The organism is Microbacterium sp. GQ128 (genome assembly GCF_059758615.1).
In genome coordinates this window covers 179,136-194,170 of the sequence record NZ_JCAXDY010000003.1, presented here as the reverse complement: position 1 = coordinate 194,170, position 15,035 = coordinate 179,136, and the positions used below count along the sequence as shown (strand labels likewise).

13 protein-coding genes are annotated in these 15,035 nt (G+C 66.2%); 4 read left to right on the top strand and 9 right to left on the bottom strand.

Annotated elements, in window-relative coordinates; translation table 11 throughout:
* The first annotated feature begins 13 nt into the window (after positions 1 to 13).
* On the top strand, positions 14 to 1,192 hold the full coding sequence (locus tag AC6CHX_RS11105; RefSeq protein ID WP_498272868.1) for an ROK family transcriptional regulator: 1,179 nt from the start codon (positions 14 to 16) through the stop codon (positions 1,190 to 1,192).
* Positions 1,189 to 1,968, top strand: a complete 780-nt coding sequence (locus AC6CHX_RS11100) for an ATP-binding cassette domain-containing protein (protein WP_498272867.1) — start codon at positions 1,189 to 1,191, stop codon at positions 1,966 to 1,968. Before AC6CHX_RS11105 ends, AC6CHX_RS11100 begins: the two co-directional genes overlap by 4 nt.
* 25 nt (positions 1,969 to 1,993) lie before the next feature.
* On the opposite strand, the gene AC6CHX_RS11095 is transcribed toward AC6CHX_RS11100, so the two are convergent.
* On the bottom strand, positions 1,994 to 2,857 hold the full coding sequence (locus AC6CHX_RS11095) for an AraC family transcriptional regulator (protein ID WP_498272866.1): 864 nt from the start codon (positions 2,855 to 2,857) through the stop codon (positions 1,994 to 1,996).
* Positions 2,858 to 3,113: 256 nt separating this feature from the next.
* Between AC6CHX_RS11095 and AC6CHX_RS11090 the strand changes: the two genes are divergently transcribed.
* Entirely contained in the window at positions 3,114 to 3,623 is a 510-nt protein-coding gene (locus tag AC6CHX_RS11090) for a hypothetical protein (RefSeq protein ID WP_498272865.1), read from the top strand.
* 18 nt (positions 3,624 to 3,641) lie between these two features.
* Here AC6CHX_RS11090 and AC6CHX_RS11085 read toward each other — a convergent pair whose 3' ends face one another.
* A complete protein-coding gene (locus AC6CHX_RS11085; RefSeq protein WP_498272864.1) occupies positions 3,642 to 4,325 on the bottom strand; it encodes a haloacid dehalogenase type II in 684 nt (227 codons plus the stop codon).
* A gap of 15 nt (positions 4,326 to 4,340) precedes the next feature.
* Here AC6CHX_RS11085 and AC6CHX_RS11080 point away from each other — a divergent pair, with 15 nt between their 5' ends.
* Positions 4,341 to 4,628, top strand: a complete 288-nt coding sequence (locus tag AC6CHX_RS11080) for a hypothetical protein (protein WP_498272863.1) — start codon at positions 4,341 to 4,343, stop codon at positions 4,626 to 4,628.
* 225 nt (positions 4,629 to 4,853) lie between these two features.
* On the opposite strand, the gene AC6CHX_RS11075 is transcribed toward AC6CHX_RS11080, so the two are convergent.
* From AC6CHX_RS11075 to AC6CHX_RS11045, 7 genes are all read right to left on the bottom strand, one after another.
* Positions 4,854 to 5,000, bottom strand: a complete 147-nt coding sequence (locus tag AC6CHX_RS11075; RefSeq protein WP_498272862.1) for a hypothetical protein — start codon at positions 4,998 to 5,000, stop codon at positions 4,854 to 4,856.
* Positions 5,001 to 5,525: 525 nt separating this feature from the next.
* Positions 5,526 to 8,483 (bottom strand): choice-of-anchor M domain-containing protein, encoded by a 2,958-nt coding sequence (locus AC6CHX_RS11070; protein ID WP_498272861.1) that lies wholly within the window; start codon positions 8,481 to 8,483, stop codon positions 5,526 to 5,528.
* A gap of 124 nt (positions 8,484 to 8,607) precedes the next feature.
* Entirely contained in the window at positions 8,608 to 9,459 is an 852-nt protein-coding gene (locus tag AC6CHX_RS11065) for a lytic transglycosylase domain-containing protein (protein ID WP_498272860.1), read from the bottom strand.
* On the bottom strand, positions 9,456 to 12,392 hold the full coding sequence (locus AC6CHX_RS11060) for a choice-of-anchor M domain-containing protein (RefSeq protein WP_498272859.1): 2,937 nt from the start codon (positions 12,390 to 12,392) through the stop codon (positions 9,456 to 9,458). Before AC6CHX_RS11060 ends, AC6CHX_RS11065 begins: the two co-directional genes overlap by 4 nt.
* Positions 12,389 to 13,333: an anchored repeat-type ABC transporter permease subunit gene (locus tag AC6CHX_RS11055; RefSeq protein WP_498272858.1), complete on the bottom strand. Its 945-nt coding sequence runs from the start codon at positions 13,331 to 13,333 to the stop codon at positions 12,389 to 12,391. Before AC6CHX_RS11055 ends, AC6CHX_RS11060 begins: the two co-directional genes overlap by 4 nt.
* Positions 13,333 to 14,079, bottom strand: a complete 747-nt coding sequence (locus tag AC6CHX_RS11050; protein ID WP_498272857.1) for an anchored repeat-type ABC transporter ATP-binding subunit — start codon at positions 14,077 to 14,079, stop codon at positions 13,333 to 13,335. The genes AC6CHX_RS11055 and AC6CHX_RS11050 overlap by 1 nt, the downstream gene beginning before the upstream one ends.
* Positions 14,076 to 15,035 carry a choice-of-anchor M domain-containing protein gene (locus tag AC6CHX_RS11045; RefSeq protein WP_498272856.1) on the bottom strand — a complete coding sequence of 320 codons (960 nt, stop codon included), beginning with the start codon at positions 15,033 to 15,035 and terminating at the stop codon, positions 14,076 to 14,078. The genes AC6CHX_RS11050 and AC6CHX_RS11045 overlap by 4 nt, the downstream gene beginning before the upstream one ends.

Below are 15,035 nucleotides of genomic sequence, written 5' to 3'. Positions count from 1 at the left end.
ATATGCTCCCGCTATGAGCAGATGGTCGAGCGGTTCCCAGTCGGGATTGCGCGAGGCCAACACGGCCAAGATCGTCGATGCGGTCAAGCGCTTCGGCGGGCTCACCCAGGTCGAGCTCGCCGAAGCGACCAGCCTGTCCACCGCGACGGTGTCGGCGATCGTGAAGGAGCTGTCGCTCTCCGGCCTCGTGGAGACGCACCCCACCTCGCGGAGCGGCCGGCGCGCACAGCTCGTCACCATCGCCCGGCGTGCGGGCCTCGTGGCCGCCGTCCACATCGGAAGTCGCAGCATGCGGGTGCGTCTCAACGACGTGGGGCAGTCCGTGCTCGCCGACCGCTCGATGCCGCTGCCGGCGAATCACGCCGAGGACACGGTGCTCGATCGCATCACCCTCCTCATCGTCGAGATGCTCGAGATGATCGCGGCGCAGGCCGACGAACTGATCGGCATCTGCATCGCGGTTCCGGCGCCCATCGACCCCGACTCCGGTCTGGTCTCGTATGCCGGCGTCATGAGGCGGTGGGAATCGCAGCCCATCGCCACGGTCGTCGAACAGCGTCTCGGATGCCCCGTGCTGGTGGAGAAGGACGCCAATCTCGCCGCTCTCGCCGAGGCGACGCTCGGTACCGCACGCGACGTCTCGGACAGCCTGTTCATCAGCGCCTCGTACACGACGAGCGCCGGCGTGATCCTCGATTCGAGGCTCTACCGCGGACGCGGAGGCACGGCGGGCGAGATCGGACACGTGCAGGTGGACCCCGCCGGATCCATCTGCCCCTGCGGCCAGCGCGGCTGCCTCGAGACCGTCGTCGGAGCCGAGGCCGTCACCGCGCCGCTGCGCGCCACGTACGGGCAGGTCACCTTCAAGGACGTCATCGCCCGGGCCGCCGCCGGAGACCCCGGCTGCGCGCGAGTCGTCTCCGATGCCGGCGCGACGCTCGGACGCGTGGTCGCGGGTGTCTGTCAGACCCTCGACCCCGAGATCATCACGATCGGCGGCGAGCTGACCGACGCCGGCCCGGTCTTCTTGCTGCCGTTCGCTGCGGCCCTGCGCGAGCACGCGCCGCAACGTCGCGCTCCTCGACGCGAGCCGATTCCCGCCTCCTTCGGCAAGGACACGGTTCTCGTCGGCGCGACCATCCACATCCTGCAGTCGACAGACCCGTCCCAGCTTCTCGAGGGCCGCTCATGACTCTCTCGGCGTCGCAGGCCGAGCCACTGCTCACCCTGCGCGGGATCACGAAGCGCTTCGGCGCCGTCGAAGCCCTCACCGACGTCGATTTCACCGTGAACGCCCGCGAGGTGGTCGGCCTCGTCGGCGACAACGCCGCGGGCAAGTCGACGCTGGCCAAGGTCATCGCCGGTGCCCTCACACCCACGTCCGGCGAGATCCGCATCAACGGCGAGCGCGTCGACATCTCCTCCCCCGCCGAAGCCAACCGACTCGGCATCGCGACGGTCTTCCAGGACCTCGCGGTCTGCGAGAACCTCGACGTCACCGCGAACGTCTTCCTCGGACGCGAGCTGCGCACCTCCAAGGGGATGCTGCGCGAGGGCGAGATGGAGAATGCGACCAGGCAGGCTTTGAGCGATCTCGCTGCCAACATCCCCTCGACCCGCACTCCGCTCAACGCCCTCTCCGGTGGTCAGCGACAGGCCGTGGCGATCGCGCGCACCCTCATCAGCCAGCCTCGACTGGTCGTGCTGGACGAGCCGACCGCTTCGCTCAGCGTCGCTCAGACCGCCGACGTGCTCACCCACATCGAGCAGCTCCGCGAACTCGGGCTCGGTGTCGTGTTCATCAGCCACAACATCGCCGACGTGCAGGCGGTGTCCGACCGGGTCGAGGTGCTGCGACACGGCCGCAACAACGGCAGCTTCTCCAGTCAGGATGCTGCCTACTCCGACCTCATCGCCGCGATCATCGGCACCTATCGCCCGCCGATGAAGGGCGATGCCCCGCGCTGAGCGATCTCCGCGCGGTGCACCGGGTTCAGCCCTGTTCGACCGGCAGCCAGAGCTCGCACGATGCGAAGTCGCCGGTGAACTCGAGGTAGCGGACGATCGAGGGTCCGGGCCGCAGTCGCCAGGGGTTCGAGGGGAACCACTCGGTCGCCGTGGCCGCCCACAGGTTCTGCAGCGTCGCCGGGAACGGCCCCCGCGCGGCGAAGACCGCCCAGGACCCTTCGTCGAGGCGCAGGGAATCGAGGTCGTCGGGCACCGCGGTGCTGTCCTGCAGCGCGACGCCGTGCAGATACGCGAGCAGCGTGCCCTCCGGCGCATCCGGCTCGACGTCGGCCGTGACCGCGAGGATCCCCGCTGGTTCGGCGTCGCCGAGCGCCTTGAGGCGCGCATGCTCCTCGGGCGGAATCGCGGCGATGTGCGCCTGGATGTGCGGGTTGACGCCCTCGTGGATCAGCGGGACCTCGGCGGCGTGACCGGCGAGGACGAATGCCGGACGGTGGGTGATGGTGACGTCCATCGGGATGCTCCCTTCGACGCTCAGGCGGAACCGGAGCGTGGGTTGTGTACGGAGAGGACCCCCTTCTCGGCGCGCGTCGGCCGGGCCGATGCCGTGCACCGCACGGAAGGCGCGGCCGAAAGCCTCGACCGAGCCGTACCCGTGGCGCACAGCCACATCGAGCAGGCTCGAGGCACCGGCGGCGAGTTCCGCACCGGCGAGCGTCATGCGACGCCGCCGCACATACTCCGACAGCGGCATGCCGGCCAGCGCCGAGAACATCCGACGCAGGTGATACTCCGTCGTGCCGTGTTCGCGCGCGAACCCGGCGACGTCGATCTCGTCGGAGCCGGTGGCTTCGACCAGGTCTACCAGGGCGTTGAGCGTTCCGATCATGAGGTCCTCCTTTCCCCACCATCGTCGCCGCGCCCCGGCCATCGGAACCCGACTTCTCGAGTCCGATTCGATCGGCTCGGGCTCCTGCCGCCCGGGCCGGCCACGCGGGCGAGACTATCGGAAGGTTGCGGCCGTCGCAGTGCCCTGAGCGGCATCGAGCGGCGCTCCGGAAGCCCCGTTCACACGCGGCGCACAGAGTATGTGAACCGCGATCACATATTCTCGAAGGGTCGGGGGACTGGGGAGACGATTCGACATGATGGTTAACGACCTGCTCATCGGCGTCCCCGGCGAGCTACCGCCGCTCCCGCGCGAGGAGAATCCGTTCCTGAACACGGACGCTCTCGTCGGCGCACAGATCACCCGGATCCTCGTCGATGTCCTGGGCGGAGTCGTGGGCGTCCTGCTCGAGCTGCGACAGTCCTCGCGTCTCCGCGGCACCACCGCCCTGCTGCGGGTGACCGGTGTGGTGCAGCAGAACTGGCTGAGCACGCGCACGGCGAACGAGTTCACCGCCTGGTCGATCTCCGGAGCCGCCGTGCACCAGGGCGAGAAGGAGTTCCAGCTCGTGGTCGACTGCCTCCCGGTCGGGACGCTCCGCGTCGTCGGCTCCGCGGCCGATTTCACCCTTCTCCAGGCCAGCGCGCTCGATGTGCCGCCTCCGGACTACCGGTCTGATCCACGCGCGCTGATCCGGTTCGGCATCGCCAACGAGTCGACGGAGGTCGAGCCCATCGGCGTCGCCCGCTCCGCAGGAAGTCGCTGAGATAACGAGATCGATGCGTCACGTGCTCGAGATCAGCGCGGCGGCGAGTTGCCGAAGTCCGTCGAATCGACCATCGAACGTGTCTGTCGAAGTCGGCGGGTCGCCCACCGGGCGTTGCACATACGCGGTTCGCATGCCGATCGATTGCGCACCCCGCAGATCCCAGGCATGGGCCGCGACCATCAGCACTCTCGACGGATCGCCGGCCGCCGCCTCCACCGCCAGAGCATAGACCTCGGGGGCAGGTTTGTAGGCGCGCACGGCGTCAGCCGACAGCGCCAGATCCCATTCCAGCCCGGCGTGCTCTGCCAGCCGATGCAGCGTCTTCGTCGTCGCATTCGACAGCCCGAATACACGGAACCGCTGCACGAGTCGCGCGACACCGTCGGCGGAGTCGTCCCAGGGCGGAAGCCGCTCAGCCGCCGACGCCAGGCGGCCGATGAGGGCCTGGTCGTCGATCCCCGCCGTTTCAGCCACCCGCAGAGCCGCCTCGCGATCGAGAGTCTCCGTGTCGGCGTAGTCGCGTTCGCCCCTCGCGATGCGCGCCTGCTCTTGGTCGATGTGACTTTGCCAGATGCCGAGCAGCGCCTCAGTGTCGCGGGCGGTGCCCACCGCTTCGGCGATGGCGGTACGGAGACCGCGGGGCTCGTCGACGAGAGTGCCGAGCACGTCGAAGACGACGGTCGTGATGTCGCGGAACATGCTCTCGAGTCTGCCGTGGACGGCGACGACCAGGGTCGCGAGCGAAGAAAGAAAGTGCGGAGACAGCTCGAGGATTTTCGCTCTCGAGCATTGAGCATTCACATCAGTCAGCTTCTTGTGGTGGATCGGCAGGAGATTCCGCTCTACCCACCGCGCTTCGGCAACCAGCCAGTTCCGTGGCGCACGGAACTGGTAGAGCTGCTGCAGGGCGTCTCACGCTACGTGCGAAGCACGCTGCGCAATCTGGATCTCGTGCACGCCGTCATCCAATCAGGCGAGGATGACTTCTATTTCCTTGAGTAGAGGTGTGACCGCATCGGGAGAGTGCGCTGTCGCGTCTTCGTGCCCGGACCCGGGTTGAGACTATAGGCCCGGTCCGAGCTCGCGCATGGTGTCGAGGATCCGGTCGAGCATGCGTGGCTCGAGTTCCCGTTCGGACGCGCTGCTGTTGATCGCGAGGAACTGCAGTGCGTACGGGTCCTTGGCCGTTGGACATTCGAGTCCTCGTCCGGCCAGGCCTCCGCGAAGCTACGCAGGATTGTGCGACCCGAGGCGCCACCAGAGCCGGAGCAACTCGTTGTTGACCCTCCGCTGCACCTCCTGGCGTGCTGCGTGCACCCGCTTCTTGAGGTCGTCCAGCGTCGCGGCGTAGGAGTCGGGCACCAGATCATCCATCATGTCCTCCACCGCACGACCGAGCGCCAAGAGTCCAACGGCCGTTGGACAAAGGATCCGCATGGTGCCTCTGCGACCAGCCGGCAGCCATATCAACTCAAAGCATCGACCGGGTCGACTCGTTCTCTGAGTTTCGCGCTGGGACCGCCCCATGTCTGAGTAAGAAAAGCCCATTGACCAGCCACGATGCCGGATGAAACGCCAAGCTCTTCTGCCAACAAGCGGATACCTTGGACCGTTGTGATCGTGGCGAGTCTGTCTCCATAGGGCGAAGGGCGTTTGGGTTTCGGCAGGGGGTTTCGGCGGATCATCTTTCGGCGTGTCGTGCTTCTGCGTGTGGGAGCCGACCAGCCTGCCGTAAACGATCGTTTCCGCCACGGGATGACGTCAGAACGACATGAGGATGATTCTCGGCGAAACTCCTCCTTGTCGCGTCCAGACGCGACAAGGAGGAGCGGACGCCTGTTCCGACGTCCGCTCCCCCACCTCGATCGGCGTGGCCCGCTTGCGAGTCGAGTCAGGGCACTAAGTGGTGCGACCCGCGGGACGACGCACCCTAGCGAACATTGCGCCCGCTGCGATCAGCAGCATCGCCACGGCGACCACTGTCAGCGGCACCGTACCTCCGGTGGCAGGAAGTGCTCCAGCGACTACAGACGGATTGCTCGCCTGCGTGACCTCGAGGCTCGCCCATCCGATGAGTGAGCCCTCCGAGTCGAACACCGCCAGGCGATGCTCCCCCGGCACCGCATCAAGGGGGATACGGACCTCGATGGAACCCGCCCTGTCGGCCTGTACCCAATCGCCGCCGAGAAGTGCCGGGGTGGAGAACAGCCAGGCTGCCACCCAGGCGTCGGCCTGTCCGGCCCCGAGCTCAACGGTGAGCCGATCCCCCGGTGCCACCGCCATCGAGCCGAGCGCGATCCCGCCCGCCGAGACATCCTCGAGGATTTCGGCATTCTGATCTCGCGGCGCTGCATCAGGTTTCGTTTGCCCCGGGGGCATTGTCGCATCGGTCACCGCCACGGTCACTGGCGCGGATGGGCCGTAGGCCAGCGCGCCTCCGGGCTTGACGACGGCGACACTGAGTTCGGCGCCGTCTTGCGGAGAAGTCGCGACGAACTCGTAGGTGGCTTCGTTCGCCCCCGGGATGGGTACGGCTTCCGCTTCGCCGGGCGAAGTGAGGAACCACTGGAAGGAGTTGAGGACGGTGCCATTTGCGACGTCGCTCGACACGGTAACCGAATCGCCCTCCGCCGCGGTGAGGATGTCGCCGCCGACCTGGCTTCCGGTGATGGTGACCTTTTGTCGTGCCGGCGAGCCGTGATCGTCGACCTGGATGGTGACAGGATCCGCGACCAGCTCATCGGCGCCGTTCGCGAACTCGAGCACGGCGCGAACCTCGACGCCGTGCATCGCCTGCTCAGCTACCAGCGTGTGGTTCATGCCGGACGCGCCGGGGAGAGCGGCCCATTCCTCAGTGTCAGGCCATTTCCACTGCCATGCGATGGTGTCGCCGTCGGCGAGGGCAGGGTCCGCCATCAGATTGAGATTTACGTCGTACCCCTGGTGGTAGTGCTCGCCGAGGGCTTCGAAGAAGAGTAGCTGCGTATCCGGGGAGCTGTCGGATACGTTCAGCACCTGACTGAAGGCACCGACCTGGGTCGCGCCGGAGGTGTGCCCCTCGGGGAGGCTGGGCATGAAGGCGAGGCTCCAGCCCTGATGCTCTACCCCGATGGGCAGCTCCACGGACAGATCGGATTCCGCCGAGCCCTGTTTGATTATGCGCTCTTCGAAGTACGGCGCCTCGGACAGCGACCTCTGCAGCGACCACGTGTAGATGAGCCCCTCGATCTCGGGGTACACCCGTGCCGTAGTGCGAAGAGTCTGACCCACGCGGTAGACGCCCTGAAGACCTTCGACATGCACTTCTCGGAGCACGACGTCCTTGGCGACCGGGACTGATTGTGCGACGACCACTCCGTCACGAACCGTTTGAATCGTCCACGACACCCCCGTGGACTGCCAGGTGGGCCTGAGGTTGAGCGTGTCCGCATCCGTCTGGACGTAGTCGGAGAATCCGAACCACGGCCCCGCTGTCCCCCGCTGGGCCACCTGGATAGTGTCGCCGTCGGCGAGCGCACCATCCAGCTCGACGAAGATCTCATCTCCGAGGTAGATCTCGCCGTCAGGGAAGCTGGCGGTCAGGGGCTGGACCGCGGAGCGCACCTTCATCGGCACCCATGATGACTGCGCGACAGCCGTGTTCCCCTGGCGCACTTGGACACTGACTTCATAGTCGTTGTGGGTCATGTCCACGGGCAGCGTCAGACGTCCCTGGGCCTCCTCGCCTCCGCCGCGAAGCACGTAGGCGGATTCTGTGCCGATCTGCCGCCAGACCCACCGGTAGGTCTGGTCTGCGCTCGGGGTGTGTCCCACGACGCGGGCGCTCAGCGTCTCGCCCGGCGCGTAGAGCGGTTCGATGCCCGCGATCCCGAACTGTACGCCCGATCCGTCGGTCACCGTAACGGCCACGGGGGGAGAGGTGGATGCGGCGGTGAAGTTAGCCACGGTCGGCACGTAGCTGGCGGTCAGCGAGTGCGTCCCGACTGCGGGAGCGGCCGCGGTAAAGTTCGCTGCTCCATCGCTCACAGGTTCGTGTCCGAGGACTGTCGTTCCGTCGCGGAACTCGATGAACCCCTCGACATCCGCCGGGGTGACACGTGCGCTCAGAGTCAGAGGATCTCCACTCAAGAGCATGGTGCCGGATGCGGACAGCGCTGTTGTCGTTGTTGTCGGCTCCTCGAGGTCGCCGACAACGACGGTGTATGTCGCGGACGCGGTCTGGTCTGCACCGTTCACGGTAACGGTGCTGTTGACTCCGAGGCGGTATGTTCCGGCTGCGGTGAACGCCCAATTGGCATGCATGTGAGTTCGGCCGATGTCGAACGTGCGGATACTGGGGTCCTGTGAGGACCACAGGCGGTTCAGGGGGTCGCTTCCACCGCCGGTGTACACCTCAAGTTCGCCGGGGCCTTCGAAAGTGGCGAGAGAGAATTCCGTGGTGTCGTTGTCGATGGCGCCTCGCCCGACCGATTCGGTGTTGAACCCGGGCCAGAGCCGACCCGCCCCCGGGTTGACCTCCGATGCGAGCCACACGGTGGAGCCCTCGGTCGCGATGAACTCGTATCCTGCCGGCACGGACTGCTGTGCCGTGTTCTCAAGTTGGAACCACACCTCTTGTGCGTCGAAGCGCGTGCCGGCGCCTTCGGGCACATCGGCTTTGGTTCCGAGAGTCAGCTGGTCGTCGTCCAGGAAAGTCGACACCATGTCAACGTGCGCACCTGCGAGCACGCGATACTCCGTCGGCTGCGGCGCAACACCTTCGGCGGCGGTCGCTGCGGTGGGTAGGAGCAGTGATCCGGCCGCGACCGCTAGAGCGAGGATGGCCGCGATGCGTCGCGGCGGTGAGTGTGTAGTCAAGGTCTTCCCTCTCGTTCTCTCAAAGATTTCGGTTTGTGCTGCTCAGAGGCCGCTGGTCGCGTAGTGGCTCGCGGCTTCGGCGACGCTCGACTCGCGGGGTCGCGCGTCGGAACGTGTCGGGGCGTCAGAAGCTCCCGTAGTGCTCCGCTGCTTCGGCGACGAGGTTGTTGTATTCGACTGTCGGGTTGTAGGCGTGGACTGCGGCGATCCACCTGTCCGCGTCGTTGAGGTTTCCGCCGATGCTGCAGAGGTACCGGGCAGCGGAAAGTGCGCTGTCGTCGATGTTCTGGGGGTCGGCCTTGCCGTCGCCGTTGCCGTCGGTGCCCCATTCCGCCCATGTCGTGGGGATGAACTGCATCGGTCCGACCGCGCGGTCCCATACGGTGTCGCCATCGAGTTCGCCGTGGTCGGTGTCTCGGATGGCTTGGGTTGTTTCGCCGGTGAGCGGGATGCCGATGATCGCCGGCGATGCAACGCCATCGTGATCGATGGTCGAACCGTAGATTGTTCCGTGGTGGGATTCGACGTGCCCGATGCCGGCGAGGGTATTCCAGCCAAGTGCGCAGTCAGGGAACTCCGTAGCGACGTGCAGGGATGCGCCAGCATAGGCAGACAGCGCACGAGCCGGTATCCCTGTTATCTCGGCGTATTCCTGGACCCACGTCTGGTCGATCAGGCTTTGCGGCGATCCTTTCTCCTGGCTGAGGAGTGTGGGTGCGGATGAGGGCTCCGCGGTGACGCCCTCTTCACTCGATGGTGTCGCCCCTACGGGTACGCTCTCGGGCGCATCCGTCGAGGACACGGCGGAGACGCTGGCGATGAGGAGGATCGTTCCCGCCGCGAAGCTGGCGGCCGCCCCGAGGATCATCCACCTATATCGCGCATGTGGCGTAATGTTCTCGTGCGCCGGCGGCGTCGTTTCCGCATCCTCTCCCGCGAGGAGTGCGCCGAAGGCCGTTCGTCGTTCGGTGCTCATCCGCTGGCCTTCGTTGGCGCCGCGGGGGCGGGCACAGCGCGGAGACGGCGCAGGTACCAGGCGGCGGCGCCGATGATGCCGCCGATGATCAGCACTCCGCCTGCGACGATCCCGAGCACGATGGGGAGCTCCTGTTCAGCGATCACCGGACCCGCGGTCGTCTCGTTCGAGTCGGTGAACTCACGCTTGCGTCCTTCAAGGAGCTCCGTCGAGGTCCCCGAGACGGCGGCTGCTTGTGCCGCTGCGACAGCTTCGGCGGCCGCTGCGTCGACGGCAGCGTTCACTTCCTTCGCGGCGCTGGCATCGGCGGAGCTCAGCCCGCAGAACGCATCGCCCAGGGGCACGTCGCCGACCTGGAAGACGTACGTGTGAGCGGCCGTTCGGAGGGATGCTCCGGTCTTCGGATTGGTGGCGACCGCATGCACGGTGAGCTTGTAGATTCCTTTCTCCGAGAAGACCCACTGGGCGTGGGTGTGAGCGGGCTCGGGAACGCGGATGACGCCGGGAAGCGAATACCCGCCTCCGGCAAGGAGTGACTCGATGCCTCCGAAGGATCCTTGGCTGGACAGGTACACCCGGCCCGGGCCGTTGACCCCGGAGACGTGGATGGAAACATCGCTGTAGCCGCTGGCGGCGGTGCGGTTCGTGTCCCAGCCGGGCCAGATGAGGCCTGGGTTCTGTGTCAGCGGTAGCACGTAGCCGGCAGGCGCCCCTGGGGTGCCGCTGGGGATGTTGCTGCGGTAGGCCGACTCCTTCACTCGCAGCAGTACGTTCTCGGCCTCCCTGACCACGCGGTGGCCCGTCACGTCTTCCATGAGCTGCAGTACGGCTTTGCCGTTCGCTGCGGACACGAAGAAGGCGTCGATGTGTCCTGATTCGAGCACCACTCCCGGCACGCACTGCTGGCTGGGGGCTGTGGGTGCCGGTCCGATCGGCACCGGGGGTGGCGGTGGCACCGGTGTCTGACCGCCTCCGCCAATCCCGGTCACGGTGAACTCATCCCAACCGAGGAATGTGCCGTCGTCGAGCTCGACCGCCAACCGATGGGCGCCGAGGCGGATGCCGGCGGGGAGGTCGATGGTGAGACTGCCCCGCAAGTCAGCTTGGACCCAGCCTTGCCATTCGGGCTTCTGTCCAGGCATCCAGACCGACAGCCAACGCCCAGCTGCAGTGGTGTGTGTGACGCGGGCCGAAAGAGTTCCCTTCGACAGCGCCTTGCCGGGGGTCGTGATGACCAGCCCTTCCCCGGCAAGGTTCCTATCGAAGTCGGCGTCGAGGGGCGGGGTGCGGTCGTCGAAGTCAGGCTTCGGGAGAACTTCACCGTCGACCGTCACCTCCGCCGGAGGCGAGCTGGAACTCGAATGATCCGTGCTCCAGGTGGGAACGAACTCCGCGACCAGACGGTGTTCTCCCGGCGTGAGCGCGGTGGCCAGGAACGCGGCCTCCCCGTCGACGAGTGGCGTGTGGCCGAGCACGCGGTTGCTGACCGTGTCGCCGAACTGCACGGCCCCGGTCGCATCGGACGGTGTGACCTTCGCGCTGAGCAGGACCGCCTGCCCTGAGGATGCGGCTGCTGTGGAGGCGGTGAGCGTAGTGGTTGTGGTTCGGGTGTGGTCATCGATGTCGCCGACGATGAAGGTGTAGTCGTTCTGGGCCGACTGCGCGCGTCCGCTGACCGTGCCGGACATCTCGAACGTCAGCGTGTAGGTGCCGGATCGCGTGAACGCCCAGTTCATGTGCGTGTGCTGGGGAACCCCGGTCGACCACGCGGGCAGCGATGAAGTGGAGCTGAATACGCGGTTCACCGTGGGGCCGTTCTGCAGGTAGACCTCCAGTTCGCCGGGACCGTGCGCGTCGAGCAGGCGGACATCGAGCGTGTCACCCTGCACCTGCCCGTCGAGTCGCGGGTCCTCTGTGCTGAAGCCCGGCCAGATGATTTCGCGGTTCTGTGTCTGCGGCGCCAACCAGATGGTGTCTCCGGGCTGTCCGAGGAATGCGTAGGACGGAAGGTTAGGGACCTGCGTTCGTGCCTTTTCGCTCAGGTGGAACAGCACGTCGCTCGTCGCGAGGCGGGTCCCCAAGTCGACGATGCCGTCACCGTTGACGTCCATGTCTGCCTTGGTGTCGAGAACGAGGTTGTCGCCGTCGAGGTAAGCAGAGACGGTGTCGGTGTGCACATTCTCAACGATCGTCTTTTCCCGGCTCGGGGGCGCCGGTTCGTCGGATTGATTCTCGGGCAGCGGGATGCCGGGGTTCTCGGGTAGCGGCGGATCCGGGTCTGGGTCCGCACCGGGTGCGGGTGCCGGGTCAGGAGCAGGGGCGGGAACCGGATGGGGAACAGGTGCGGGAGCCTCGACCTGGAACGAGACAGTGTGAGGCTGGCTCGTGTGCAGCGATACGCCGGCCTCGTCGAGGAGTGTCGCCGTCGCGGTGATGGTGTAGTCGCCGGGTGCGGTGAAGCGCCATGATGTGGCCAGCCGCTCGCCCGCCGCGATCTGCAGACTCTGTGGAGCGTCTGTCCCCGAGCCCAGCAGCACCGTGCTGTCATCCGCGGAGGTGACGATGACCTGTGCGCCCTCCGCATCGGTCCGCCCGGGAGCCGCGCTTCCTGGAAGTGCGACCGTGGTCCACTCGACCAGCACGGCGCTCGATTCAAGGGGCACGCCGGTTGCGTCGAAGGCAGCTGGAAAGGGGTCGGTCGAAGAAACACGGAATGCGGATGGTGAGGCGACGGGAGTGCCCGTGCTGTCCGCGGCGCCGATCATCAGCGGGCCGTCATCGGTCTGGCCTATCTGAAGCAGCGTGGCATCGATCGCCGAGGGCGCGTCGGCTGCCGTCGCACCCGCTGGTACGAGCATGGTGAGGGTGAGCGCCAGGAGCGCCCCGATGGATGCGAGGCGGACCGGACGACGAGGTGAGTGCAGCCGGGTCATCGGAGCGCCCCTTCGGGGACCGGTGTGGTGGCGTCGTCGATGATGGGCTGGGTCGTGCCCGGTTCCGCGATCTGCTCTGCGCGGGTGCGGCGGCGCAGGTACTTCATCAGCAGTCCGTGTCGGGGTGCGAAGAACCAAGCGAGGAGGAAGACCGCTGTGGCGACGAGGACGATCATTCCACCGACCGGAAGGTCGAAGCTCCAGGACACGTACAGCCCGATCAGAGCGGAGGTGGCACCGATCACCGGGGCGAGGATCATCATCGCGATGAGCCTGTCCGTAAGGAGTCTCGCTGCGGCGGCCGGAGTGATCAACAGCGCGAGCACGAGGATGTTTCCGATCGTCTGGATGGAGATGACGATCGCGACGGCCACCATCACGTACAGCACGAGATCGAGGATGAAGACGGGGACGCCGGTGGAGCGCGCCATTTCTCGGTCGAGGGTGACGGCGACGAACTCTTTGTGGAAGAGGAAGACGATGAGCAGCAGGAGCACGCCGGTGATCGCGACGGTGTAGATGTCTTCGTCGGGGATGCCGGTGATCGATCCGAAGAGGAACTGCTGCAGGGAGCCGGCATACCCGGGCGCTTGTGAGATGACGACAATGCCGAGGGCGAAGGCGGCCACGAAGAAGACGCCGATGATCGAGTCCTCTTTGATACGGCGGTTCTGCGAGAACACGGCGACGAGGATCGCGGTGAGCACACCGGCGACGGCCCCACCGAGCACCAGGTTGCCCTGGATCACGAAGGCGACAGCGAGGCCGGGGAAAACAGCATGGGCAACCGCGTCGCCGATGAAAGCCATGCCACGGAGCACGACGTAGCATCCGATGACGCCGCAGACGACGCTCGACATCATCGCGATGATGAGCGCCTTCGGAAGGAATCCCAGGTCCGGGTTCAGCAGATCTTGAATGAAATCGATCGGGGAGAGCATCAGGCGGAGACCCCCAAGGTCTTCAGCAGCGGGTTCGTGGCCTTCACGTCGAACGTATGCATCCAGACCTCCGGGTCGACGAGATCGGATGGCGGCGCGTCGGCGATCACGGTGCGGTTGAGCAGGCAGAGTCGTGAGCATTCATGCATGGCGCCGACCAGGTCGTGAGTGGTCATCAGCACGGCCTTGTCCTCGCTTGCGAGTTCGCGGAACAGCTCGATCAGCAACTCCTGCGTGGGCATGTCGAGACCCGTGAAGGGTTCGTCGAGCAGCAGCAGTCTGGGCCGCAGGGCGAGCGCACGCGCCACGAGGACGCGCTGTCGTTGACCGCCCGACAGTTCACCCACGGGTCGTGTGCGCAGGTGGTCCATGTGCACGCGCTCGAGCGCTTCAGCAGCAGCATCGAAGTCCGAGACGCCGGGTCGGCGCAGCCAACCGATCCGCCGTATGCGCCCGGTCATGACGGCGTCTTCGACCGAGATCGGGAAGTCCCAGGCGAACTCGTGACGCTGCGGCACGTAACCCACTCGGGAACGAGCCTGCGCTCCGGTTCGACCGTCGACGTGGACGCGCCCGTGTTCGGTGCGGATGAGGCCAAGGATGGATCGAAGCAGTGTGGTCTTGCCTGCACCGTTCGGACCGATCAGGCCGACGAACTCTCCGGTGTCGATGCGCAGGTTCACGTCATGGAGCACGCGTCGTCCGCCCAGCTGGACGGTGAGGTCGGTGACGTCGAGGGTGTTCATTCGTTTCCCTCTGACTGGCGGCGAGCGGCGAACGCTCGGGACTTGGCCCGACGGGTCGCAGTTCCGACCACGACAAGGGCGGCGATGAGGACGACGGCCACTCCGCCGACAACAACCCAGACGATGACGCCCAGCTCGTTGGAGTCGTCCGACATCGCGGTTGCATCGCTGGGCTCCGACGGCACCGCTGACGGAATCTCCGTCTGCGCGAACGTCATCCCGAAAGCCTCCTGCGGGTCTGTGGCATCGCCGACCGCGAATCGCAGCGTGTCTCGGGCGGAGGCTGCTTCACCCGTGTTGAGCTCGGCGTCGAACTGGATCTCCACGAGGTAGATTCCTGGTTCGGTGAACACCCAGTTGGCATGAGTGTGCGTGTTGACCTCGATCCACGTCTGCTGCGGGAACGGCTCATGTGTCGACCACAGCGGCTGCGGATCTCCGAAGTTGCCGCTCTGGAGATAGACGGACACGTCTCCCGGACCTTCCACACCCAAGATGTTGAGTGTGGTGCCCAGGTTCAGCGAATCCAGCACGTTCGGTTCCTGGGTGTTCCAGCCCGTCCAGATCACACCGGTTTTCTGCGTCTGCGGCACGACCCACACCTCAGTGCCGGGCTCTTCGGCGAGGAAGCTGTACGCCTCGGCATCCGGTACGGGGAGGATCGATGCGTCGTTGACCTTCATGACGACATCTTCGAGGTGACGCCAATAGGACGGCGACTCGGTGTCGTCGTGGATCTGGATGATCCACTCGCCCGTGTTGAGCGTTGGTCCGAAGTCGACGTGCCCCGCGTCGCGGACGACCTGGCCGGTACCCTGCGACTGGTCCGGGTCGATCGTCTGATCGAGAGGGTCAACTTCTTCGGCAGAGGCGACGGTCGGTGCGAGGAGTGCCGCAAAGGCCAGGATCAGCGCCGGGGCGGTGGCGCGTCGGAGACGGGTCTGTCGGGGGATCAT

Bases quoted from the DNA above. Each gene is read 5' to 3' on its own strand.
- AC6CHX_RS11105 (WP_498272868.1), top strand. From the start codon at position 14: ATGAGCAGATGGTCGAGCGGTTCCCAGTCGGGATTGCGCGAGGCCAAC.
- AC6CHX_RS11100 (WP_498272867.1), top strand. From the start codon at position 1,189: ATGACTCTCTCGGCGTCGCAGGCCGAGCCACTGCTCACCCTGCGCGGG.
- AC6CHX_RS11095 (WP_498272866.1), bottom strand. From the start codon at position 2,857: ATGATCGGAACGCTCAACGCCCTGGTAGACCTGGTCGAAGCCACCGGC.
- AC6CHX_RS11090 (WP_498272865.1), top strand. From the start codon at position 3,114: ATGATGGTTAACGACCTGCTCATCGGCGTCCCCGGCGAGCTACCGCCG.
- AC6CHX_RS11085 (WP_498272864.1), bottom strand. From the start codon at position 4,325: ATGTTCCGCGACATCACGACCGTCGTCTTCGACGTGCTCGGCACTCTC.
- AC6CHX_RS11075 (WP_498272862.1), bottom strand. From the start codon at position 5,000: ATGGATGATCTGGTGCCCGACTCCTACGCCGCGACGCTGGACGACCTC.
- AC6CHX_RS11065 (WP_498272860.1), bottom strand. From the start codon at position 9,459: ATGAGCACCGAACGACGAACGGCCTTCGGCGCACTCCTCGCGGGAGAG.
- AC6CHX_RS11060 (WP_498272859.1), bottom strand. From the start codon at position 12,392: ATGACCCGGCTGCACTCACCTCGTCGTCCGGTCCGCCTCGCATCCATC.
- AC6CHX_RS11055 (WP_498272858.1), bottom strand. From the start codon at position 13,333: ATGCTCTCCCCGATCGATTTCATTCAAGATCTGCTGAACCCGGACCTG.
- AC6CHX_RS11050 (WP_498272857.1), bottom strand. From the start codon at position 14,079: ATGAACACCCTCGACGTCACCGACCTCACCGTCCAGCTGGGCGGACGA.
- AC6CHX_RS11045 (WP_498272856.1), bottom strand. From the start codon at position 15,035: ATGATCCCCCGACAGACCCGTCTCCGACGCGCCACCGCCCCGGCGCTG.